Source organism: Micromonospora sp. NBC_00389 (assembly GCF_036059255.1).
Classification (GTDB): Bacteria; Actinomycetota; Actinomycetes; order Mycobacteriales; family Micromonosporaceae; genus Micromonospora.
This window is the reverse complement of sequence record NZ_CP107947.1, coordinates 1,365,927-1,388,417: the sequence shown is the minus strand read 5'-3', so window position 1 is coordinate 1,388,417 and position 22,491 is coordinate 1,365,927. Positions and strand designations below refer to the sequence as shown.

The window sequence follows — 22,491 nt, the reverse complement described above, 5'->3', positions numbered from 1 at the left end:
GAGCCGGATAGCCTCTTAGTTGAAGTGCACTTCAACTAAGGACCCGGTGATGCAGGACTCCCTGACGATCGGCGAGCTGTCGGTTCGCTCCGGCGTGGCGCCGTCGGCGCTGCGCTACTACGAACGGCTCGGTCTGATCCGCGCCGACCGTACCGGTGGCAACCAACGCCGGTACGCGCGCGCCGAGCTGCGGCGGGTTGCCTTCATCCGGATCTCCCAGCAGGTCGGCGTCTCGCTGGACGAGATCCGCGCGGCGCTGGACTCGCTGCCCAACGCCCGCACTCCCAGCCCTCAGGACTGGGCGCGGCTCTCCGCCAGCTGGCGGGGTCGGCTGGACGAGAAGATCCGGCTGCTCAGCAAGCTCCGCGACGACCTGGATGGTTGTATCGGCTGCGGCTGCCTGTCGCTGCAGCGCTGCGCGCTCTACAACCCGGGTGACGCCCTGGCCGGCGAGGGCCCCGGCGCCCGTCTGATGCTGCCCGGGGCAGCGGCCGACACATCCGCCTGACGCCGTCCCCGTCCCCGGGTCCGGCGTACCAGCCGCCTGACGCTGTCCCCGCCCGGGACGCCCCCTCCGGAGGACCGGCGTCACCCGATGGTGAGCAGCACCTTGCCGAAGTGGTCGCTCGACTCGACCAGCCGGTGTGCGTCCGCCGCGTCGGTCATCGGCAGCCGCCGGTCCACCACCGGCCGGATCTTGCCAGCCTCGATCAACGGCCACACCTCGTCCCGTACGCCCCGGACGATCTCCGCCTTCTCGGCCAGCGGCCGGGTGCGCAGCGAGGTCGCCGCGACGCTGGCCCGCTTGGTCAGCAGCGCGCCGAGGTCCAGTTCCGCCTTGCGGCCACCCTGTAGCCCGATCACCACCAGCCGGCCACCGGTGGCCAACGCCGCGACGTTGCGGCCCAGGTAGGAGGCGCCCATGATGTCGAGGATGACGTCGGCGCCGTGGCCGTCGGTGAGTTGCCGGACCTCCTTGACGAAGTCCTGGTCGCGGTAGTCGATCGTGTGCGCCGCGCCCAGTTCAACTAGCTGCGGGTGCTTGGCCCCCCGAGCCGTGGCCACGACCGTGGCACCGAGGGCGGCCCCGAGCTGGATGGCGAAGGTGCCGATCCCGCTGCCACCGCCCTGCACCAGCAGCGTGTCACCCGAGCCGAGCCGGCCCAGCCGGACCACGTTCGACCAGACCGTGCAGGCCACCTCGGGCAGCGCGGCGGCGTCGACCAGGTCGACGCCGGCGGGCACCGGCAGCAGCTGCCCGGCGGGTACCGCGACCTTCTCGGCGTACCCGCCGCCGGCCAGCAGCGCGCAGACCTGCTGACCGACGGCCCACTCGATCACCTCCGCGCCGGTCGCGGTGATCACCCCGGAGCACTCCAGCCCGAGGTATTCGGGCGCACCCGGCGGTGGTGGATAGTGCCCCTGCCGCTGTAGCAGGTCCGCGCGGTTGACCCCGCTGGCCCGCACGTCCACGATCACCTCGTCCGGGCCGGGCTCGGGATCGGGGACCTCGGCCCAGACGAGTGCGTCGGGTCCACCGGGCTGCGGAACGGTGATGGCTCGCATGGGCTCAGTCTTACCCGATCCCACAGTGGGCCGCAGGCGCACCCCGCTCGCGGTGGAGGCCACTGTGGACGCGCCGGACGGTTTCCGGACCGCCCAGATCCGACCGACCGGGGAGGGACGCCGGGCCGCCGGTCGGGTGCCATGGCAGACTAGGCACGGCCGCGCACCTGCGGGTAGCGGCCTGGGAGGGTTCGCCTAGTGGCCGATGGCGCTGGTCTTGAAAACCGGTAAGGGGGCAACCTCTTCGTGGGTTCGAATCCCACACCCTCCGCTCCCGTAACCAGCAAGAACGCCCGACTCGACGGGCGGCCTGCAGCCGGTCAGCCGCCACTGCTGGCGGTCGGGCTGGTTTCCGGCGCGGCGGCCCTCGCATCGACGGCGGGGGCGGACGGGTTCCGTCGCCTCGCATAGACGATCACTACCACCAGCAGGAGCACGAGCCACAGCGGCACCAGCAGGGGAGCGAAGGCCTGCCAGACGGGCCACACCGGCTCGGCGAGACCGTCCGTGAACAGGTCCGGCCAGGTGAGGGCGACGCCCGGGAGCAGGGAGACCGTCATCAGGGTGCCGACCAGCCGGGGTACGGGCGGACGTAGCCGCGCCACCAGCCAGAACAGCGCCGCACCGGCGGCGGCGCCGAGGAGGGTGCCGGTGAGCGTGGCGGCGAGGAACCCGTCCGGTGCGGCCGGCGCGATCCTCAGCATCGGACCGGTCGCCCGGTGGGTGAGCGTGATCGCCACCCCGTCCCGCTCGGCCCGCAAGCCGTCGCACGGGGTGCCCGGCACGCGACGCAGGTCCTGCCACCCCAGCGATGCCGCGTTGCGCCGCAGTTGGTCGGAGAGCGCACAGTCGGCGCTGGGGTCGTAGTGGACCTCCCCGTGAGTCGAACCGAAATCGTCCTCAGCCAAAAAGATGCCGGCCCGGTAGCTGGCTGCGAACATCGAGCTGGTTGACTCGGTTCCGGGGTGCAGCTCTGCCACCATGGTCTGAGCCTGCTCGATGCTGAGCGGTGCGGCGCCGCGGCCGCCGTACCAGGAGCCGACGCTCAGGCCGACCGTGCCCAGCAGCACGGCGCCGAGCAGCACCATCGCGACGCGCCGCAGCCGATGTCTCACCGACCCACCCCCTGTCGTGGTGCGGCACAGCGTAGCGGCCGTGATCCACTCCTGGTGCCCAGCGAGCCGCTCGCCGCCGGCCCTCAGGCGCTCTCGTTCGGGCCACCGGAACCTCGCCTGCGCCTGGACACCGCCTCGTAGCTGACAAGGACGACGAGGAACGCGGTGAGCAGCCCGAGAGCGGCCAGGCCGGGCAGGAACCGGCCGGCGGGAATCAGCAGCAGCGCCGCACCGGGGGCAAGAAGTTGTCCCGGCGTCACGGACCGGACGCTGAGGCTCAGGAAGGTTGCCCTGCCCGCGAGGTACAGGGCAGTCCCACCGAACAGCGCGACCGCCGGGGTCCAGTCCAGGCGCAACTCGGCGGTGTGGTGAGCCTGATCGTGTGCCAGGCGGGCGAGCACCTGCTCGACCCCCAGCGCCAGGTAGATGGTCCCGGCGATCAGCGGGAAATGGACAACGCTGTAGGCGTTGGCGGCCAGATGGCCCCGCCGCAGGCCGGACTCCGTCCTCAGCGCCCTCCCGGCGGTCGCCGCGTGCTCGGAGTACAGCCGGTACAGGCACACCGTGACGGTGAGAGTGAGTAGCCCGCCCAGCAGGACCGGTCCACGGACCATCCCAGCCCCGACCCCGGCGCCGACCGAGATCAGGGATTCGCCCAGCGCGATGATCACCACGAGGCTGTGTCGCTCCACGAAGTGGCCCGGGCTGCGTACCGGCCATCCACTCAGAACGGAGGCGACCACTCCGCCGGCCAGGTCGACGGCGAGCGCCGCTGTCCAGAGCAGGATCTGCGCGGTCCCGCCGGATACGGCACCGATGACGAGCGGTATCCAGGACAGCGCGGTGGAGAGGGCGTAGAGGCGAATGGTCCTGCGCAGCCGCCTGTCGCCCGCCGCCGCCCAGTAGTAGAGGGCCAGATGAATCACCCTCACCACGACGTAGGCCAGCACCAGGACCAGCCGCGGTTCCAACGTTCCCGGCCCGGATTTCCAGACGTCGGGGATGACGAGACCTGCGAGGAAGACGGCTGCCATGGCGACGGTGGTACCGGCACGGATCAGCCCGACATCGATCTGGGCCTGGTTTCCCAGCCAGGAGTAGACCAACCAGGAGATCCACAGCAGCAGGAGGACCAGGAATCCCTGCGCCAGGGTCATCGGCGCAGGCCGCGCGCTCATGAACTCGGTGACCCTGATGAGACCGAAGACGAACACCAGATCGAAGAAGATCTCGAACAGGGTCGTCCGGTGCGTCTCCGCAGTCACCACCGGTCGTGGCGCGAAGATCTGCCTCATCGCTTCATCTTCATCGTCCGCCGCGCGGCGCTCGCGGCGTTTGGGGTTCGCGGCTGGCCGGTGGGCGTCGAGGATGGATCTCGGGCCGGACGCCCGCACCCTCAACTGCCGTCACTCCGGCGGGTCGGTGGCCCGCCGGTTCTCCCGGATCGTCTCGTCGGCCAGCCGCTCGATCGCGCGCCGGCGCTCCTCGGCGACCGCCTGCTCGTCCCGCTTCCGCGGTGCGCTGAAGACGGCGACCAGGAAATCGCGCCAGATGCTTGCCAAGAATTCCCCCCGTGGAACGTTGCAGGGTGACAACGTTAGTGCGGACGGTGGGATCTCGGACACCGGGTACTTCTGGTCGTCGGGCGGCCCGCGACGGGGTATGAAGGGGCAGGAATCTCCGTACACCGGAAGGACGCGCTCACAATGACCCTGGAACGACCGATTGCCCCGGACCCGTACGAGCTGCTGCCGACGGTGCCCTCGTTCACCCTGACCAGTGACGACGTGCAGAACGGCGAGCCGATGGACGCTCGGCACGCACACGGCAGCACCGGCGGTGACAACGTCTCCCCGCAGCTGACGTGGTCGGACTTCCCCGCCGAGACGAAGAGCTTCACCGTGACCTGTTACGACCCGGACGCGCCGACCGGCAGCGGCTTCTGGCACTGGGTGCTGGTAAACGTGCCGGTCGACGTCACGCAGCTGCCCCGCGGCGCGGGTGGCGCGGCGGGCACCGACCTGGGTGGGGCGTTCTCGGTCCGCAACGACTACGGTGCGCAGGGCTACGGCGGGGCGGCCCCGCCGACCGGTGACCGCCCGCACCGGTACGTCTTCGCGGTGCACGCCCTGGACGTCGACCGCCTGGACCTGACCCCCGACGCCACCCCCGCCTACGTCGGCTTCAACCTCACGTTCCACACCCTCGCCCGAGCGGTGATCCGCCCCACCTACCAGATCAAGGACTGACCCTCTCCCCCGCGATCTTGCACTTACTGCCCAGGCATGCCCGACAAAGAGGGGCGTAAGTGCGGCAGGAAGTGCAAGGTCACGGGGGTGGAGGAGCGGGGATCAGGCGGGGACGCGGGCCACGGCGAAGACGGACTGGCCGAATGGGGGGCGGATGCGCTGCTCGGCGGCCTTGGTGGCGGGGAGTACGACGGTGTCGTACACCTTCACCATCGGGCCTTCCTTCGGCATCAGCCGGAAGACCTTGGTTGCCATGAAGTAGCCGAGCAGGCCCAGCGCGTTGGCGTAGTGGATTTTCTCGATGGTCAGGCCGGCTTCGGTCATCGCCGTCCCGAGCGTCTTCTTCGTGTAGCGGCGTACGTGGCCGGTGGCGATGTCGGCCGGGCTCATCGCGAACTGGAACGCCGGCACGATGATGATCACTGCGCCGCCGGGCCGGACCAGGTCGCGCATGCTGCGTAGCGCGCCCACGTGGTCCTCGATGTGCTCCAGCACGTTGTACGAGACCGCCGCGCTGTAGTCGCCCCGGTCGTCGTGCGGCAGCAGCATCTGCCGGACGTCGATGCCAGGTCGGTCGGCGAGGCGCTCCTTGAGCTGCACCAGTCGGTCCGGATCGGCCTCCGTGGCGGTGAACCGGGGCAGCCGCTCTGACCATTCCAGCGCGTAGTCACCGAGACCGCTACCGATCTCGATCGGGTCGTCACCGAGGTACGGCACCGCCAGTTCGACGAACCAGCGGCGGTGGTTGACAGCGGTTGCCAGGCCCTCCAGAACCTCGGACTGGACGCGCTGATCCCCAGTGATTTCTGCCATGCGTCGATTCCTCACGATATGAACTCGACCCGTGCCTGGACCGACAGAGTGAATCATCCGCTGGGACGGGCGAAGAATCGGGGCAGCGGGGTGGCCGAATTGCGGTCGGGGGTGGGCACGTGATCGGCGGTCGGCGAACCCGGCACATAGTACGGCAGTACCCCGAAACATGTCACGGCGGCGGGTTACGCTGACTACCCTCTGAATTGTCATGACTACTCCCGAATCGGACGCGCCCGGAGACGGCCCGGCCACCGCGTCGCCGGTGGAGAGGGCTGGCGGTCGTGGACGCTTGACCCGCAACGGGAAGTGGGTGGATCTGGCCGCCGTGCTGAGCTTCGTGGTGCTCGGCTTCTGGGTCACCGGGCGGCTCTGGCTGGAGCCGGGCAGCGCGGTGCGCGACAACCGCACTGATCAGTCGCAGTTCGAATGGATGATGGCGCACGGTGCGCGGGTCGTCACGCATTTCGCATACCCGTTCCATTCGGACCGAATGAACGTTCCAGACGGCGTCAATCTGATGGCTAATACGTCCGTATTATCCATTTCGCTGCCAATGACACCGATCACCCTGCTCCTCGGGCCGCGCGCGGCATTCCTGCTTTTTCTGACCGCCGGAATGATTGCCACCGCCACTGCCTGGTACTTCCTGCTCTCCCGGGTCCTGATCGGCGCTCGCGGGCCGGCGTGGCTGGGTGCGGGCTTCTGCGCGTTCGCGCCGGCGATGGTGTCGCACGCCAATGCCCACCCGAACATCGTGTCGCAGTTCGTCGTCCCGCTGATCATCTGGCGCACGCTGCGGCTCGGTGAGCCGGGCCGCTGGCTGCGCAACGGCGTGCTCCTCGCACTGGTGATCGTCTGGCAGGCATTCCTGAACCTGGAGATCCTGCTGATGACCGCGATCGGGCTGGGCGTGATCGTCGGCGCGCTCGCCCTCGGCCGCCCGGATCTTCGATCGCGGGCCAGGCCCTTCCTCGCCGGTCTGGCCGTCGCCGCCGGGGTCGCCGGGCTGCTGCTGGCGTACCCGCTGTACGTGCAGTTCTTCGGACCCGGGGCCTACGCCGGGCTGTCCCGCCTGATCCGCGGCTACTCCAGCGATCTCGCCTCGTTCGCGGCGTACTCCCGGGAATCGCTCGCCGGCAACTCGCGCACCGCGGCGAACCTGGCCAAAAACCCCACCGAGGAGAACAGCTTCTTCGGCTGGCCGCTGCTGGTGCTGGTGGTCGCCCTGGTCTGGTGGTTGCGCCGCTCGGTCGTGGTGCTGGCGCTGGCCGCCCTCGGGCTGCTCTTCGCGGTGCTCTCGCTGGGCCGGGAGATCCGCTTCGACGGCCGGGGTACCGGTGTGCCGGGGCCCTGGGCGGTGCTGGAGAACCTGCCGATCCTGCACTCGGTGGTGCCGACCCGGTGGGCGTTGGCGATCACCCCGATCATCGGGCTGCTGCTCGCCTACGGTGTCGAGCACGCCCGTGAGTTGGCTCGCTCGACACCGACCGCCCGGCGGCAGATCCGCTTCGCCACCGGCACCGTGCTCACGATGGCCCTGCTGCCGATCCTGCCCACCCCGCTGCCCGTGGTCCGCCTCGACCCGATTCCCACCTTCGTGACCAGTGGGGCCTGGCGGCCCTACGTGGCTGGCGGGCACAGCGTGGTGACCCTGCCGCTGCCGGACACGAACTACGCCGAGCCACTGCGATGGTCCGCGGCGACCCGACTGGACATGCCGTTGGCGCGCGGCTACTTTCTCGGCCCGGACACGCGGCCGAGCGCGGAGGCGCCGCGGATCGCGCTGTTCGGCGCCCCGCCCCGCCCGACCAGCAGCTTCTTCGCCACCATCCAACGCACCGGTGCGGTGCCCCCGATCACCCCGCAGAGCCGCGTGGAGGCGGTCGACGACCTGCGCTACTGGCGGGCCGGCGTGGCCATTCTCGGTCCGCACGAGCACGCGGCGGCACTGCGGCGGGGGATGACCGAGCTGACCGGGATACAGCCGGTCTTCACCGGCGGGGTGTGGGTGTGGGACGTCCGGCCGGTGACCGACTGAGCGAGGCTCAGCCCTGGCGTACGCAGCAGCCCTGGCAGACCTTCGGGCTGGGCAGGGTGAAGGCGAGGCAGCAGGTGCGCCGCTGCACGCTCGGCTCGCCGGTCGGCCCCGGCACCAGCTCGACCAGGTCGGCCAGGTCGAGTGCGCCGAGCAGGGTGTCGATGGTCTGCACCGTCGAGCCGGGCAGCCCGTCCGCGGCCCGCAGGATGCCGTGCGCGATGCCGGAGGCGACCGAGCCGAGCAGCGTCCGGGTGCCCACGCGGACCTCCGCCTGGATCGCCGCGATGAGCGGGGCCAGGTGGGCGTCGAGCAGCGAGGCGCGCAGCGCGGCCAGCAGCTCCGCCTCGTCGGCGACGACCCGCACCTCAGGGCGGCCGGCGAGCGCCAGCGGGTCGCTCGGCAGCACCGCCACGGTGATGCTGCGGCGCAGGCCCAGGGTGAGCAGCGGCCGGTGGTCCTCGAAGTGGATCAGCACGTCGGACGGGTCGAGCAGGGGCACCCGCCGGGCCGAGGCCCAGCCGAGCACGACGGGCAGCGCCGTCCAGTAGCTGTACGACTTCCAGGCCAGCGCGGCACAGGCGTGCGGGGTGCCGCCCCAGCGCAGGGTGGCCGCGTGCAGCAGTTCGGGAAGCCGGCTGCCGTCGATCAGGGTGGTCGCGGGCGCCCAGCCGAACTCGTCGTCGACCAGCAGGCCCCGTGCGAGCCCGGGCAGGTCGTCGGTGCCGAACATGGCGCGCATCGTCGCGGTGACGGGGGCGAGCGGCGGGACGGACACGTCCTGCCTCGGCATCACCGCTGTCACCGTGTCATCCCCCGTCTGCGTGACCGAGGAGCTGACCCCGGAGGACGAACGTGCCGTCCTGAGCTAAGGCTAGCCTAACCACGGCCGCAGGTCTAAGGGAAGCCTCACCTCGGTCGGATCGGAAGCCGCAGGTCACTGCCGCTTCCGGCGGGAGCGGACCCCACGCTTCGGCGTACTACCCGGCTTCTGCCCTGGAAAACGCTGGCGCAGGATTGATGGCCGTCGGTGGATTGTCAAGGAGTGTGTCGGCAAGGTGCCAGATGCGTGTGCGTTTCGGCACGGAACGTGAAACTGATACTCCCGGCCACGAGGAAGCCGATGACGACCTCACCCCTCGAACGGGCTGCCGATTCCTTCGCGGCCGAGCTAGCCCGCCAGCGGACAGGGCGGGGGCTGTCAAAGAAGCAGTTGGCCGTCCTGATGGGGTTCGACCCGTCCTATGTCAGCCACGTCGAGGGGCGCCGGCACCGCCCAACCGAGGACTTCGCCCGCCGTGCCGAGGCCGTCCTGGAGGCCAGCGGCGCGATCTGGCAGCGCTTCCGGGAGTACGACGAGCTACGGCACGCACGCCCCGGGCAGCCGCACCGCGAGCCGCACCTGCCCGGCCAGTGGCTGCCACCCGGCACGGGCCTCGTCGTGGAACGGGAGCTGGCCACCCTCACCTACACCGACGACGGCTACCGGTGCGTCATCCACCGTGAGCTGTACAACGCCGGCACCGAGCCGGTCACCCGCTACCTGGTCCGGGTCGCCGTCGACCGCTACCCGAACGACCCCGGCCGCTCCAACCGGCACCACCGGGAGCACCCCCTCACCTTCGCCGAGCTGCAACTACAGGCCCGCCGGGATGACGGCGGCGGCGACCCGGAGCCGATGCACTGGCGGGCCAAGCACGACCGGGACGCGTTCAAGGAGATCTGGCTGCTCTTCGAGAACGGTGAGCGGCGGTTCCCGCTCTACCCCGGCGACCGGGCCACCATCGAGTACGCGTACAGCGTCGGGCAGGAGAAGTGGGGCCCCTGGTTCCAGCGGGCCGTCCGGCTGCCCACCCGCCAGCTCGCCGTACGCCTGGACCTGCCGGCGGCGCTCGACCCGCAGGTCTGGGGCGTGGAGACCTCGCTCTCGGCGGAGGAGGGCCCGCTGCGAACGGCGCCGCAGCGACACGACGAGGGCGACCGGGCGATCTTCGACTGGCACACCGACGACCCGCCGCTGAACGCCCGCTACCGGATGCAGTGGCGCTTCCGCGCCCGACCGGATACCGACCCGGACGTCGGCCCCGGCGGGGCCCGGGTCCGACCCAGCGACCGGATGCGCGGGATCGGCATCGTGCAGCGCGGCGCCGACCTGCTCCGCCAGCGCGGCCGCCCGTTCGACCTGCCCGGCGAGGAACAGGCGGCGCGGGACGTGGTCGACCGGCTCAACACGGCCCTGGCCCGCCTCGATGAGCTGCACCCGTTCAGCAAGGGGGTGGGCATCGCCGCCCCGCAGCTCGGCATCGGCCGGGCGGCGGCCGTGGTTCGGCCACCCGACCGGTTGGCGGAGCCGGTCGTGCTGATCAACCCCCGGGTGGTCGACGCCTCCCCGGACACCGACGAGCAGTACGAGGGATGCCTCTCCTACTTCGACCACCGCGGTCTGGTGCCCCGGCCGCTGCGACTGGACGTGGAGCATGCCCAGTGGGACGGCAGCCGGATCATCACCTCGTTCGAGTTCGGCATGGCCCGGCTGGTCGCGCACGAGATCGACCACTTGGAGGGCCGGCTCTACGTCGACCGGATGGCGCCCGGGGTGCCACTGGTGCCGGTGGAGGAGTACCGCGAGACCGGGCACCCCTGGCGTTACTAGGACGGGGACCGGGGCGCGTGCCCCAGAGGGCAGGGGCACGCGCCCCGGTGTGGGGGGAGGAACGTCTAGAGGTCACCGAAGGTGTCGTAGCGGATGTGCGGCGGCGGCACCTCGTCCGCGGCCAGCACCCGCAGGGTGGACCGGACCATCCGGGCCGAGCCGGAGACGTAGCAGTCGTGCGTGGTCCACGGGCCGTACCGGGCCACCACGTCCGCGACATCGCCCAGCTCGCCGTCGAAGTCCGGGTCCTCGCTACACGCCGGAGTGACCGACAACCACGGGTGTACGGCGACCAACTCCTGCAACCCGGCCACGCCGTACAGGTCCGCCGCCTGCCGGGCACCGTAGAAGACGTGCACCCACCGGGTCCGGTTGTAGGTGGCCAACTCCTCCACCAGCGCCTTGATCGGCGCCAACCCGACCCCACCAGCCACACAGAGGATGTCCCGCTCAGAGGCGCGGTCCAGGGTCATCGACCCCATCGGCGCGGCCAGCCGGAGCAGGTCACCCGGCCGCACCCGGCGGACCAGCGCGCCGGACACCCAGCCGGCCCCGGGCGCCCGCACGTGCAACTCCAGCACGTTGTCGTCGTTCGGGGCGTTCGCCACCGAGTACGTCCGCCACACCCGAGGATGGTGGCGCGGCACCTCCAGGCTGACGTACTGGCCGGCCCGCCAGACCAGCGGATGCTGCAACGCCCGGCAGGTCAGCACGGCGATGTCCGGGCCGTGCCGCTCGTGGGTCAGCACCTCGGCGTGCCAGAACGGCGGGTTGTCATCGTCCGCCGCCCCGGCCACCATCTTCGCGCCGATCGCCGCGTACGCGTCCCGCCACGCCTGGTCGTACTCCAGGTTCCAGCCGTCACCGGCGGTGCTGCGCAGCGCGTCCATCAGAGCAAGGCCCATCGTCGCGTAATGCCGCTCGTCGACGTGGTACTTGCGGTGATCGCGGCCCAGCGCCCGGAGGAACTCGTCGAAGCTCTCCGGGTCGTCGACGGTGTGGATCGCCGTGATGATCGCTTCCAACAGGCGGTCGCCCTGACCGGTCATCTGCACCGGGAAGAGCTGCCGCAGAGCCGGGTCGAGCAGGAAGAGCCGGGCGTAGAAGTGGCCACTCAGCCGGTCCCGGTGCTCCTCGACCAGGGTCCAGCTCTCCTTCAGCAACCGCGCGACGTTGTCCACCGGGGCGCTCCTTCTCCAGACGGCAGCGGATCGGGCACCCATAGAATCTCCACGGAGAGTGCATGCCGGTCGCACAGAATGTGCGATCGGTTCACGCCGGCCGATCGGCCGTGCCGCCGGTGCCACCCGTCGGGCAGAGTGGTGCGGTGACCGTAGAGCTGACCCGCCCGGTGTCCCGCCGGATTCTGGGGACCGAGACGCTGCTGGTCCTCGGCCTGTCCCTCGGCCAGTCAGCGGTCTACGCGGTGGTCTCGATCATCGCGAAGCTGACCGCCGAGGGGCCGCTCTCCAAGCAGACCGCCTCGCTGAACACCTCGGCGTCGGCCCGACCCTGGCTGGACCTGACGTACCAGCTGCTCGGCATCGTCTTCGCGCTGCTGCCGGTGCTGCTCGCCGTACACCTGCTCACCCGCGACCCCGGCGACCCGGTGCGGACCCTCGGCCTGGACGCCCGGCGGCCCGGCCAGGACCTGGCCCGCGGCGCCGGCCTGGCCGCGCTGATCGGCCTGCCCGGGCTGGCCCTGTTCTGGGTGGCAGCCCAGCTCGGCATCAACGCCACGCTGGTGCCGGCGTCGCTACCCGACGTCTGGTGGGCGGTCCCGGTGCTGATCCTCGCCGCCATGCAGAACGCCGTGCTGGAGGAGGTGATCGTGGTCGGCTACCTGGTCACCCGGCTGCGCCAGCTCCAGTGGCGGCTCGCCGCAATCATCGCGGCCAGCGCGCTGCTGCGCGGCTCATACCACCTCTACCAGGGCTTCGGCGCGTTCGTCGGCAACGCGGTGATGGGCGTCGTGTTCAGCCTCTTCTACCTGCGCACCCGGCGGGTGCTGCCGCTGATCATCGCGCACACCCTGCTCGACGTGGTGGCCTTCGTCGGGTACGCGTCGCTGCCGAAGGAGTGGTTCGACTGGCTGTGACCGGTCAGCCCGTCACCGGGGCGGCCGGGGCGCGCCGGTAAACGGCCACCGCCCGGGCCGCGAGCCGGTCGGCCGCCGCCGCGTCACCCAGCGCCGTGGCCAGCACCGCCGCGCCCGGCAGCAGCCGGGACGCCAGCCGCAACGCCAGCCACCCGCCGGCCTGCGCCGTGAGTGGTGCGGCCAGCCGCCACGCGGCCTCCGCCGCCCGAGCCCACTTCCCGTCCGCCGGGTCGTCCGCCGCCCGCGCGGCGGCCAACGCGGCACGCGCGCTCGCCGTGTCAGGGTGCACCTGGGTGAGCACCAGCAACTCGGCCGCCCGGTCGGGATGCGCCGGGTCCTGCCCGTACGCCGCCGCAAGGTGCAGCACCAGGTTCGAATGGGTCCAGAGCACCGAGGTCAGCTCGGCCAGCGGCGCGAATAGCCCAGCCAGCGCGGCGACCGCCCCGCCCGCGCCCGCCGAGCGCACGAACCGCCGGGTGGCCAGCCGGGCCAGGCCGTCCGCCGGAGCGTCCGGGTATCTGGCCCGGAGTTGCTCAGCCCAGTCGGCGGCTCCAGGGCCGAGCGACCGCACCGCGGCGAGGGCCAGCAACTCCGGGGCGAAGCCCGGGTGGTCGAGCAGGCGCGCGGCGACCGCCCGCAGCTCCGATTCGGGGGTACGCGCCGAAGCCGGCATGACGTGGCGCGCGCTGTCCCTCTCGTCCGCAGCGGTCTGCTGTTCGGCCGGTTGAGCCGGGGCCGCAGGGGTGGGGTCGCCGGGCACGACCACAGCCATGACCTGCTCGGCCGGGGGTTCCGGTACGGGTGCGGGGACGGCCTTCTTCGGCGTAGCGCTCTTCCGGGCGGACGCCGCGCGCTTGGTCGGGCTCGCCGCGCGCTTGGTGGGGGTCACCGCCGGAGTGATCGGGGTGGGGGTCCCCTCGTTGGGGGTCGCCTCCGGGGCGGTCGGGGTCGCGGTCCGCTTGTTGGGGATCGCCGTCGGGGCGGCCGGGGGCGCGTCGGGCGACGGCGGTGTCGTGGTGGACGCCTCGACCGACGCCCTGGCTGCCTTCTTGGTGGCGGCCTTGCGGACAGGGGCGGCGCGGCTGGCCCGGGATTTCGGAGTCCGGGTCGGCGGGTCCGCCGACTGCTCCGGGCTGACCTCGAGCGCTCGCTCGTCCGCCGGAGTCACCGAGCTGCCCGGGCCGGTCGGCTCGGTGTTGTTGGGCCGCTCGCCGCTCCCCGTCTCGGGAACCGTCGGCCCCGGCTCCGCGCCCCTCGCCGCCTCTCGCTCTCTTGGGCCCCGCTGTTCGACGGCCCGAGCGTCCGACGAGCTTGGCTGGTCGGCGGGCGTTGGGCCGCTCCCGGCGGCGGGCGTCGGAACCGGCTGTCGGGGCAGTGGAAGGTCCGGATCCGGAGGCTGGAAGAGCACCGCCGGGGCGGCCTTGGCCTGGCGAGGGCGCTGGCCGCCCGGAGTGGCCGAGGCCACTGTCGGCCCGGACGTCGGTGCCGGCGCGTCCACCGACTGCTCGTCGGTCGGTGGCGTGAAGGTCGCACGCGGGGGGCGCCGGCGCGCCCGGTCAGCAGGCTCTCGGCGGGTCGGCTCGCTGGGCGGCTGCTCTTGCATATCGATGGAGCGTAGTCCCGATCACGCCGGCGCACAGCGTCGAATCACCGGGGCCGACGGCCCCGGTGGGCGTACCGAGGAAGTCGCTTTGCTCCCTGTGGGTGGCGACCTGTATTCTCGGGCGCGGTGGTCTGCGGGCCACCAGGGAGACTTCGCCTAGTCTGGTCTATGGCGCCGCACTGCTAATGCGGTTGGGGTCTTAAAGCCCCTCCCGGGTTCGAATCCCGGAGTCTCCGCGCGAAAGCCGGGTGTGTACACTGGCTGAGCACCTGCGCCCGTAGCTCAATGGATAGAGCATCTGACTACGGATCAGAAGGTTAGGGGTTCGAGTCCCTTCGGGCGCACAAATGATCAAGGCCGCAACCAGCGGAAACGCTGGTTGCGGCCTTGACTGCTTCTAAGCGTTGGGACGATTTTTCCCAGAGTTTGGATCCTGGTGCTCCAATGGTGCTCCGTTGTCACTGTGCTGTCTGAGCAGGGGTTCGTGCCGGTCGGTGTTGACCCGTGCGCTCGGGTATCTCCTGGTATGGATCATGGTTGGGATGCCGGTGCGTGTGCGTCCGGCCAGATCAGGCTTTCGCGGGCACGCGAAGATGAGCTGCTTTGGCCTGCCGGCCCTGGATCCGGTGGCTACCAGGTGGAAGGTCGGGTAGCCGTCGGCGTTGCCTGTCTCTCGAAGCTCCAGCCCGATACCGGCCAGTGGTGGATTGATCGCGTCGACCAGCTGGCGTTGGGCGTCTTCATCGGGCACGGTGTCGCCGGACACGATGCCTTCGAGGAAGAGAGCGAATCTGCGGTCGGATGCCTGATCAACCGCACCGAGCTCGTCGAACAGCTGCTCGACACTCCAGTCGTCGTTGCGGTAGAAGTGCCGATCGATCTGCCCGCTGAGGCTAGTGTCGTCGAACCCGAAGAAGAGGTCATAGCTTCCCAGATCGAATAGCGTGCCCAGGAGAGTGTGGAATCGCTGGGCGTGGTTGACCAGGACCCGCTCTGGCAGGGCCCGGGCGAGGTCGCGACCTGTCCGCTTCGGAATTGAAGGAGGATTTTCGTCTGCCCACACGAGATCCTGGACCATCATGCGGTCGAGCATGTGCAGGCCGGCGTTCCGCTCCACCAGGCCCACGGCGACCTCACGAAGCCGCTCGTCCGGGACCACTGCGGCGCTGCTCTCGCCACGCTGCGCTTTGCTCCCACCCCCGGCCGACGGCGGAAGTCCAACCGCAACCAGGTCCTCGTCGAGCTTGTCGTGAGTGCTTGCGACAGCGATCGCGCGGGCGGCTCGGATCACGACCGCACGAAGCGTCGCGACACCCGCGTCGTCAACCATCGTGTCATTCTGGCAGGCAGAGCGCCGAAGGCACCTTGCCTCTGCGGCGATCAACGCTACGGCCACACGTTCGTAAGAACGACGCCTGTTCTCCTGCTTGCGCAATCGCATCGACCACTGAGGTGGAAGTCGGGCGCGCTGTGGGGGATGGAGCAGGTCGGGGTGTGGGTCATGATAGTTCAGTGGCGTACGAGCTGAGCAGGCTGGACGAGCGGCGATTCGAGGAGCTGTGTAGGGCGCTCGCGGTGCGGGTGCTGGGCCCGGCGATCCAGGCTTTCGGCGCGGGCCCGGACGGGGGCCGCGAGGCTACCTTCGATGGCCGGGTGTCGTTTCGGGCTGACTGGAACGGCTACGGTGTCCTGCAGGCGAAGTGTCGCCAAATTGCTGACGGTGTTCCCGATGCCCAATGGTTGCGCCGGACCCTCACCAGCGAATTGAACCAATGGCTTGAGCCGCGACGGCGGCGCGTCACCGACGGCCGAATGCCGCAGTACTTGATCGTCGCCACGAACGTTCGCTTGACCAGCGTCGCGGGGCGCGGCGGCATCGACCGTGTCAACGACCTCCTCAGCGAATACGCGCAGCGCCTTGGCCTTAAAGGCTGGGCCTTGTGGGACGCCAATCAGTTGTCCGCCTACCTGGACGCCTATCCCGGGATCAGCCGACGTTTCGCGGAATTCCTTACGCCCGGGGATGTTCTGGCTCAGGCCATGGACACCATCAATGATGTCAACGAAGCCCTGCGTGAGCGGCGGCGCGCGACCGTAGCGCCAGAGCGCCGGGTAGTCGACTGGGAGCCCTTCGACCTGGGCGTGCACCGGTCGATCAGCCCGGCGGAGCAGGTCGCGACGACGCTACCGGACTACGTGGGTCGAAGCCATGACGCGAAGCTTCGTCGGCTGTTGCACCCCATGCCCATGAACGGCGTGCTCGTCGTCCTAGTCGGTGGGTCATCAACCGGGAAGACGCGCACCGCATACGAGGCGGTCCTGGCGTGCCTGCCGGACTGGGCGCTGGAGTTCCCCACCACCGCGCTCGCGTTGTCGGAGCGGCCGGCGGGTCCACCCTCAGTGATCTGGCTCGACGAGGCGCAGCGATATTTCAGCTCTCCCCATCGCGAGGCGGCGGCCGTCGCCGTGATGGAGTTGCTGCGCTCGAACGCGCCTGTGGTCGTGATCGGCACCCTGTGGCCGCAGTACTGGCAACGCTTCACCACGCAGCCGGACGCGGACGGCGCCGATCCATACCATGAGGTTCGAACACTGCTGGCCCGAGCAGTCCGCATTGACGTACCGCCGACATTCCTACCCGCCGATGTCGACGTGGCCCGGTCGCGCTCCGATCCACGCCTTCGCGACGCCATCGCGACCGCCGGATCCTCGAACCGGATTACTCAGGCACTGGCAGCCGGCCCGGACCTTATCGCCGCCTACCGGGATGCCGATCCGTACGCCCGAGCGCTCATGCTTGCCGCAGCCGATGCCCGCGCCGCCGGTCGCGCCGCTCCGCTGTCTGCGACCATGCTCGAACACGCGGCGGCAGGTTATCTCGACGAACAGCAACGGGCCCGTACGGCACCTTGGTTCGCCGCGGCCATCGCCTACGTCACCCGGATGGTCAAGGGTGTCATCGCTCCGCTGACGCCGGTGCGGTCTCAGTCCGATCTCGGCGAGCCCGACGGCTACGTGCTCGCCGACTATCTCCTTCAGCACCTGCGTCCCGAGCAAGACATGTATCCGCTGCCCCCACAGTTGTGGGCCGTCCTGCTCGCCGATCCGGGCCCGCTTGAGGACCAGCTACGCCTGGCCAGGGAAGCCGAGGATCGCCATCTCTACCGCGATGCGGTCACACTCTGCGCGTCGCCGGCCAACCAGGGCTCACCTGGCGCGGCCATGGCCATCGGCGTGCTTCTCAGCAGACTCGACCGGCACGACGAGAGCGACCCCTGGGTAAGGCGAGCGGCCGAACTCGGCCATGAGAGCGCCATTCAATCGCTCGCCCAGCGGTACGTGTGGGACGCGACCTCGGGTCAGGAGGTGCACGAAGACCCCGCCGACGCCGAGCGGCACCTGCGACAGCTCGTCGAGAACCGTGACGATCTTGACGCTCTTGTTCGGCTCGTGGACCTGCTCACCGACAGCGGACGCAGCGACGAGGCCCGCGCCTTGTTGACGGGCCGCGCAGAACAAGGCGATCCTCCCGCGCTCGTCGTGCTGGCAAACGTGCTGTACGAGCAGGACCAGCAAGGCGATCTGGAACCCCTGCTGCACCAGCAGACCGCCAAGGGCAGCCCGATCGCCGCGATTCTGCTCGCCGGCCTCATGGATGACCTCGGCCGCGCAGAGGAGAGCCGGACATTACTCTCGACCATTGTCCACAGGATCCCCGCTGATGCCCTGGAGCAGTGCGTCGAACTACTGATCGAGGCCGACCAGTGGCGCGGAGTGGACGAATTGTTGCGACACGCGGCCGAAGACGGTCATGCCTGGGCCATGCAGCGGCTCGCCGGGCTGCTCATCGACGACGGCATCGAATTTGACGACGATCCGGAACTCTTCGAAGAAGGCGAAAGCTGGCTGCGGCGGGCCGCCGACGCAGGCGACGAGCACGCGAATCTGCTGCTGCCCAACATGCTAGACCGCCTAGGCAAGACTGAGGACGCGGCGGATGTCCTACGGCAGCGGGCGGCCACCGACGACCAGGAAGTCCTTCTCGACGTTGCCGGCCAACTCATGCACCTCGGGCATCACGACGAGGCGAACGAGGTGCTTCGGCGGTTGACCGCCGCTGGCAAACCCCAGGCGCCGGTTCGGCTCGGGCATCTCCTCCGGCAAGCCGGTCAGCCCGAGCAGGCCGAGGCGCTCCTTCGCCAGACAGCTGCTGAGGACCTGCACGTACTCGTCGAACTGGCCCGCATGCTCGCCGAAACCGGGCGCACTGCTGAGGCGGAACAACTACTGCGTGGCGTGGCGCAACCATCGACGGAAGTGTTGTCGACGCTGGCCGATGTACTCGAGAAGGACGGGCGCGCGAAGGAGGCCGAACGGGTGCTTCGTGACGCGTGCCTGGCAGGTGCTGACCTCATCGATCTCCAGTTCAGCTTGAAAGGGACCGAGGTGGAGCAATTGCGCCGCTACGGGCTAGAGCCTGATGGGCGAACCGCAGCGCCGTGGCGTGCCCCTGAGCCCACCCCCGAGGTGGGCACGGCAGTCAGCGAATATCCACCGTTCGCGGAGTGGTTCGGTCTGCCCTATCCCCGTTATCCCTATCGGGAGCCATAGGCGCCGACGGCCGCTGCTCGCGCGGCGAGCGCCGACGAAGCTTGTGAGCATCAGCCCCGGCCAGCAGGCGACGCTGCGCAGAGCGCACGATCTCGTCGGGGATGCCCGCGAGGGCCCGACGTCGCAGAGGGAGTCGGTGGACAACCACATTTCTTGGTCCGCTGAAGGGTGGTCCGGTTCCGATGCCAGGTTCGCGGTGTCGACGTGCAGAGCGGCGTCGATCGGGCGGTGCTGAGCCGGGCCGATCGCGAACAGGCCGTAGTCGACGACGCGGTGCACCGGACGGTCTACGGCGGCGACATCAGCTTCATCTTCATGGACGACTGGTGACCCGTTAGTCGAGAACACTGCCGCCGGTGGTGACCTGCCGAGAAGTGTTGACCATCGGCATCAACTCGGCAGGCACCCCGCGAGCGGCCGTGGGTTGCGGAGCGGACAAGACCACGCCCGGTAGGGCTTTCTACGGGGCGTCATCATCCACTACACATAGTGTGTGGATCACCTCTACTGGGACCTTGGTGAGTGCGCCACTGGCGCGGTGTTCGAGATCGGGTTGCGCGGCTCGACCGCCAGGGTCTGCCTGATGGACGGCGACGAGTATCAGGCGTACGTCGACGGCGACGAGTACGAGTTCTTCGGTGGCTTCTACGACCTCACTCCCGTGGTCCTGGAGGTGCCTTACGACGATCACTGGTGGCTCATCGTCGACAGCTACCCCGAGCGCATCCGAGTCACGGTCAACCAGGTCTTCGACTGACCACTGGGGGACAGGTACGAGCAGTGATGTTGTCGTACCGCTCTGCCATGCTCGACGTATATGCGTTTCCGCGACCATCGGTGAGAGGTGCGCGTGGGCGAGATCCGCATGGTCACCAACGGTGGCCGGGTTGTCCGCGGCACGTTTAGACGGCGGCGGCGGTGAGTTGGCCTTCGCGGCGATTCATCCCGAGGTGGGCCGCATCGACGCCACCTTGCCCGACCTCGGCTGTGGTCTGACCTGGTCGGCGGTGCACAGGATTCGGCCGCGGGTGGCGTTGCGGTGTCCGGAGTGCGGGCATGGGGTTCATGCCAAGGTGTCCGCTCGGGGGCTGCGGTACTTCGCCCATGACCCCGGACGCCTCACCGACTGCGCCTGGTTGAACGAGTCCCTGGAGCATCACCTCCTCAAGCTGGAACTGGCTACCGCCGTACGGGCCGCTGATTGGCACGCCGAGCTGGAGGTCCGCTCCCCGGATGGCTCATGGCGCGCCGATGTCCTCGCCTCCTCGCACGACGGCACCCGACGCATCGCCTGGGAGGCCCAACTGTCGCCCATCACCATCGAGGACATCCAGGAGCGCACCGAGCGATACCGCGCCGCCGGTGTCGGCGTGTGCTGGGTCAGTCCGGCAGCGCAGGCCCCGTGGATGGGACACGTGCCGTCGATCCGGGTCCGCGAACCCACGCAGGGCCGGCCCTGGACCGTCGTGGAGGGTCCGTCAGCGTTCGACTTTGACCGCGGCGCCTGGGGCGCCGTCGACACGCTGGAGCTGACCGCCTTCGTCCGCTGGGCGTCGCGAGGGCAGCCCCTCGTGCACGAGGTCCGCCCCCGATACCGGCGGGTGTGGTTCGCCGCCGACGACCTCTACCGTCGGCGGCGCCTGGTCTGGACCTCCAGCCCGCACATTGATAGCGAGACTCGGCACGAGGCGATGCGGCAGCGCCAGGAGGCACGCAAGCGCCAACGCGAAGAGCAGCAACGCCAGGCCGAGCAGCGAGCCGAAGCAGAAGCCGAGGCCCGACGCAAAGACGAGCAACGGCAACGCGAGATCAGGGCAGCGGAGGAGGCCGCCCGGCGAGATGAGCAACTGCGCATGTGGGCAGCCGAAGCCGAACAGGCACGCCAGCGACGAGAAGTCGAGGAGGAGCAGCGGCAGGCACAGGAACGCGCCGCTGAGCAGCAGCGGCTGCGCCAGGAGCAGGACGAGCGACTGGCCGCGGACCGATGGTGGGGGGAGTTGTCTGCCGAGCAGATCCACGAATTCCGCGAGGCCGTCGCGGATCTGCTGTGGAAGACGCACGCCGCCCGCCCCGAGTTCGATGCCCAAGGCCCCACCCCAGACCGCGCCTACGGCATCGCGATTCGCGTTCGCCTGCGGCTACACGGGGTACTCCGGCCCAGCCCTGCATCACTGCATCGGCTGCCCCCTGCGGTCCCGGTTTACGTGCGTAACGCCCGGGAAGCCCAACAACTCGCCGCCACCGGCGCCATTGACCCCACCCGTGTCGTGCACTTCGACCTCCCCGACCACGAGCAGATGTCGCTGATCTAGATCGGATTCCATCCGACGTACGCGCCAGGTCCCCGGCGCCCGAGACCTGGCCGGTCGCAGTCCCGGTCCTCACCAGCGGCCCGAGAACCCCGTAGTCACGGCTGACCACGGTGGTGGCGCTACGGCAGGATAGGGGCGTGACGCATTCGTCCACACCGACGCGTCCTTCCGAGACAGGTAGTGGAGACATCGAGTGGCGCTCCGAATCGCGCTGGAACTTCCAACCGACACGCCAAAGGTCTACGCGCCGTTCAGCCCTGGGCAGGTCGCGCTACTTCGTCGCTGGCAGGCTGCTCCGGTCGCCACACACATCAGGTGCCCCCGTCACGGCGACGTCCGACGCAAGAGCTCGGACCTAGTTCCAGAAGTCAGCGGTTGGCGCTGCGCCTTCCGGACGCCGGACTATCCCGGCCTGGCCTGTTCGTACACCGTCGACTGGGCCTACGCCGGCATGCTGGACGACAACAACGTTCGGATCATGGAGCAACTGTCCGTTGACGTGATCGAGGTGTCGTTCGGCGACGACTCGGACGAACCCTTGAACGTCTTCTCAAGCTATGACCTTCTCCTGTCATTTCACGACGAGGTCGACCTTGACTGGGAAGAAGTCGCCGAGCGCAGCGAGATTGATCAACGGAGAGGTCTCGTCATCACGCAGAGCACCGTCCTGGAGGACCTCCTTGGCGACGTGATCCTGCATCTGGAGAAACCAGATGATCTCGAGACACGTCGAAACGAGCTCGACCAGTGGATGATTGGCAAACGACTTCATCGTGTTGAGTCGCTTCTGGCGAGTCGTCCATCCTCGGAAGCGAACCGCAGCTTCCCGCGGGAGGAGTTGTGGGCCGTCGTGCGGCGTCGGAACGAGTTGGCACACGGGAACATCACCCGAGTCGTCGGCGAGGCCCGGTCGCGACCCGACGGACCAGGGAAAACCCAGCGAGTGGAGTGGCGCCTCGTAGACCGCCGAACCTGCGGATCCCAACTGATCACCATGGCCGGACTACGCGAGGACGTGTATGCCGCGATCACTGCCTACGCGAATCTTCTCGACTGGGTCGTAACCAATCCTGGCGACTAGGTAGGCGCGGCGCGACCAGCTCAAGCCGTTGCGCTCGCTCGGCACCGCGTAGAGGCGGTTCAGCAAAGGAGCCCACCGTCGGGGCCGCCCCGCCCTCTCGTGCTCAGCCCGTCCGGGCGAGCACCAACACATCCGCTTCTGGGGGATTACGCCAATCACTGGCGTTGGCGAACGTCCGAACGCCTTGGCGGACGTAGCCGCCAGAAGCATCGCCACGTTCGGGGATCGAGCAAGCCTGCTAGCCTGGAAATGATCCGGCCGCGGAGGGCTGGAAGTAGCGCAGGCCACCCCCGGACCTGGCAAGCGCTCCGACCAAGGGTGTGCCACGCCCGCTCCGCCAGCAAGCCAACTT

The 22,491-nt window shown here is 69.6% G+C and carries 19 protein-coding genes and 3 tRNA genes; 13 read left to right on the top strand and 9 right to left on the bottom strand.

From position 1 onward, the window contains the following. Nucleotides 1-49 precede the first annotated feature (49 nt). On the top strand, nt 50-508 hold the full coding sequence (soxR, locus tag OG470_RS06615; RefSeq protein ID WP_328421775.1) for a redox-sensitive transcriptional activator SoxR: 459 nt from the start codon (nt 50-52) through the stop codon (nt 506-508). 80 nt (nt 509-588) lie between these two features. Here soxR and OG470_RS06610 read toward each other — a convergent pair whose 3' ends face one another. Beyond that, entirely contained in the window at nt 589-1,566 is a 978-nt protein-coding gene (locus tag OG470_RS06610; RefSeq protein ID WP_328421773.1) for an NAD(P)H-quinone oxidoreductase, read from the bottom strand. Between the two features lie 184 nt (nt 1,567-1,750). On the opposite strand from OG470_RS06610, the gene OG470_RS06605 reads away from it, so the two are divergent. Beyond that, nucleotides 1,751-1,837, top strand: a tRNA-Ser gene (locus tag OG470_RS06605). Between the two features lie 49 nt (nt 1,838-1,886). Here OG470_RS06605 and OG470_RS06600 read toward each other — a convergent pair. From OG470_RS06600 to OG470_RS06590, 3 genes are all read right to left on the bottom strand, one after another. Then, nucleotides 1,887-2,681, bottom strand: a complete 795-nt coding sequence (locus OG470_RS06600) for a hypothetical protein (protein ID WP_328421771.1) — start codon at nt 2,679-2,681, stop codon at nt 1,887-1,889. 83 nt (nt 2,682-2,764) lie between these two features. After that, on the bottom strand, nt 2,765-3,976 hold the full coding sequence (locus OG470_RS06595) for a low temperature requirement protein A (RefSeq protein ID WP_328421769.1): 1,212 nt from the start codon (nt 3,974-3,976) through the stop codon (nt 2,765-2,767). Nucleotides 3,977-4,087: 111 nt separating this feature from the next. Then, a complete protein-coding gene (locus OG470_RS06590; protein ID WP_328421767.1) occupies nt 4,088-4,243 on the bottom strand; it encodes a hypothetical protein in 156 nt (51 codons plus the stop codon). A gap of 144 nt (nt 4,244-4,387) precedes the next feature. Here OG470_RS06590 and OG470_RS06585 point away from each other — a divergent pair, with 144 nt between their 5' ends. Continuing rightward, complete coding sequence (locus OG470_RS06585) at nt 4,388-4,930, top strand: YbhB/YbcL family Raf kinase inhibitor-like protein (RefSeq protein WP_328421765.1); 543 nt, start codon at nt 4,388-4,390, stop codon at nt 4,928-4,930. A gap of 102 nt (nt 4,931-5,032) precedes the next feature. Here the strand turns inward: OG470_RS06585 and OG470_RS06580 are convergent, their stop codons facing one another. After that, the gene (locus tag OG470_RS06580) at nt 5,033-5,743 is read right to left on the bottom strand and encodes a class I SAM-dependent methyltransferase (RefSeq protein ID WP_328421763.1); all 711 of its coding nucleotides are present in this window, start codon (nt 5,741-5,743) and stop codon (nt 5,033-5,035) included. A gap of 211 nt (nt 5,744-5,954) precedes the next feature. Between OG470_RS06580 and OG470_RS06575 the strand changes: the two genes are divergently transcribed. Next, complete coding sequence (locus OG470_RS06575; protein ID WP_328421762.1) at nt 5,955-7,784, top strand: hypothetical protein; 1,830 nt, start codon at nt 5,955-5,957, stop codon at nt 7,782-7,784. A gap of 7 nt (nt 7,785-7,791) precedes the next feature. On the opposite strand, the gene OG470_RS06570 is transcribed toward OG470_RS06575, so the two are convergent. Next, the gene (locus OG470_RS06570; protein ID WP_328426170.1) at nt 7,792-8,574 is read right to left on the bottom strand and encodes an IucA/IucC family C-terminal-domain containing protein; all 783 of its coding nucleotides are present in this window, start codon (nt 8,572-8,574) and stop codon (nt 7,792-7,794) included. A gap of 330 nt (nt 8,575-8,904) precedes the next feature. Here OG470_RS06570 and OG470_RS06565 point away from each other — a divergent pair, with 330 nt between their 5' ends. Then, the gene (locus OG470_RS06565; RefSeq protein WP_328421760.1) at nt 8,905-10,434 is read left to right on the top strand and encodes a peptide deformylase; all 1,530 of its coding nucleotides are present in this window, start codon (nt 8,905-8,907) and stop codon (nt 10,432-10,434) included. 65 nt (nt 10,435-10,499) lie between these two features. Here OG470_RS06565 and OG470_RS06560 read toward each other — a convergent pair whose 3' ends face one another. After that, nucleotides 10,500-11,615 carry a globin domain-containing protein gene (locus OG470_RS06560; RefSeq protein ID WP_328421758.1) on the bottom strand — a complete coding sequence of 372 codons (1,116 nt, stop codon included), beginning with the start codon at nt 11,613-11,615 and terminating at the stop codon, nt 10,500-10,502. Nucleotides 11,616-11,761: 146 nt separating this feature from the next. Here OG470_RS06560 and OG470_RS06555 point away from each other — a divergent pair, with 146 nt between their 5' ends. Continuing rightward, nucleotides 11,762-12,532 (top strand): CPBP family intramembrane glutamic endopeptidase, encoded by a 771-nt coding sequence (locus tag OG470_RS06555; protein WP_328421756.1) that lies wholly within the window; start codon nt 11,762-11,764, stop codon nt 12,530-12,532. A gap of 4 nt (nt 12,533-12,536) precedes the next feature. Here OG470_RS06555 and OG470_RS06550 read toward each other — a convergent pair whose 3' ends face one another. Continuing rightward, nucleotides 12,537-13,700 (bottom strand): hypothetical protein, encoded by a 1,164-nt coding sequence (locus tag OG470_RS06550; protein WP_328421754.1) that lies wholly within the window; start codon nt 13,698-13,700, stop codon nt 12,537-12,539. A gap of 580 nt (nt 13,701-14,280) precedes the next feature. Between OG470_RS06550 and OG470_RS06545 the strand changes: the two genes are divergently transcribed. Beyond that, a tRNA-Ser gene (locus OG470_RS06545) sits at nt 14,281-14,371 on the top strand. A 35-nt stretch (nt 14,372-14,406) separates the two neighbouring features. Continuing rightward, nucleotides 14,407-14,479 (top strand) — tRNA-Arg (locus tag OG470_RS06540). Nucleotides 14,480-14,532: 53 nt separating this feature from the next. Here OG470_RS06540 and OG470_RS06535 read toward each other — a convergent pair. Beyond that, complete coding sequence (locus tag OG470_RS06535) at nt 14,533-15,465, bottom strand: hypothetical protein (RefSeq protein WP_328421752.1); 933 nt, start codon at nt 15,463-15,465, stop codon at nt 14,533-14,535. Between the two features lie 182 nt (nt 15,466-15,647). On the opposite strand from OG470_RS06535, the gene OG470_RS06530 reads away from it, so the two are divergent. The 5 genes from OG470_RS06530 to OG470_RS06510 all read left to right on the top strand — a co-directional run bounded on the left by OG470_RS06530 (nt 15,648) and on the right by OG470_RS06510 (nt 22,139). Further along, nucleotides 15,648-18,746: a hypothetical protein gene (locus OG470_RS06530; protein WP_328421750.1), complete on the top strand. Its 3,099-nt coding sequence runs from the start codon at nt 15,648-15,650 to the stop codon at nt 18,744-18,746. Nucleotides 18,747-18,950: 204 nt separating this feature from the next. Continuing rightward, the gene (locus tag OG470_RS06525; RefSeq protein ID WP_328421748.1) at nt 18,951-19,076 is read left to right on the top strand and encodes a hypothetical protein; all 126 of its coding nucleotides are present in this window, start codon (nt 18,951-18,953) and stop codon (nt 19,074-19,076) included. 163 nt (nt 19,077-19,239) lie between these two features. Then, a complete protein-coding gene (locus OG470_RS06520) occupies nt 19,240-19,503 on the top strand; it encodes a DUF1883 domain-containing protein (protein WP_328421746.1) in 264 nt (87 codons plus the stop codon). Nucleotides 19,504-19,633: 130 nt separating this feature from the next. Further along, nucleotides 19,634-21,058: a competence protein CoiA gene (locus OG470_RS06515; protein ID WP_328421744.1), complete on the top strand. Its 1,425-nt coding sequence runs from the start codon at nt 19,634-19,636 to the stop codon at nt 21,056-21,058. Nucleotides 21,059-21,251: 193 nt separating this feature from the next. Beyond that, nucleotides 21,252-22,139 carry a hypothetical protein gene (locus OG470_RS06510; protein ID WP_328421742.1) on the top strand — a complete coding sequence of 296 codons (888 nt, stop codon included), beginning with the start codon at nt 21,252-21,254 and terminating at the stop codon, nt 22,137-22,139. Nucleotides 22,140-22,491 lie beyond the last annotated feature (352 nt).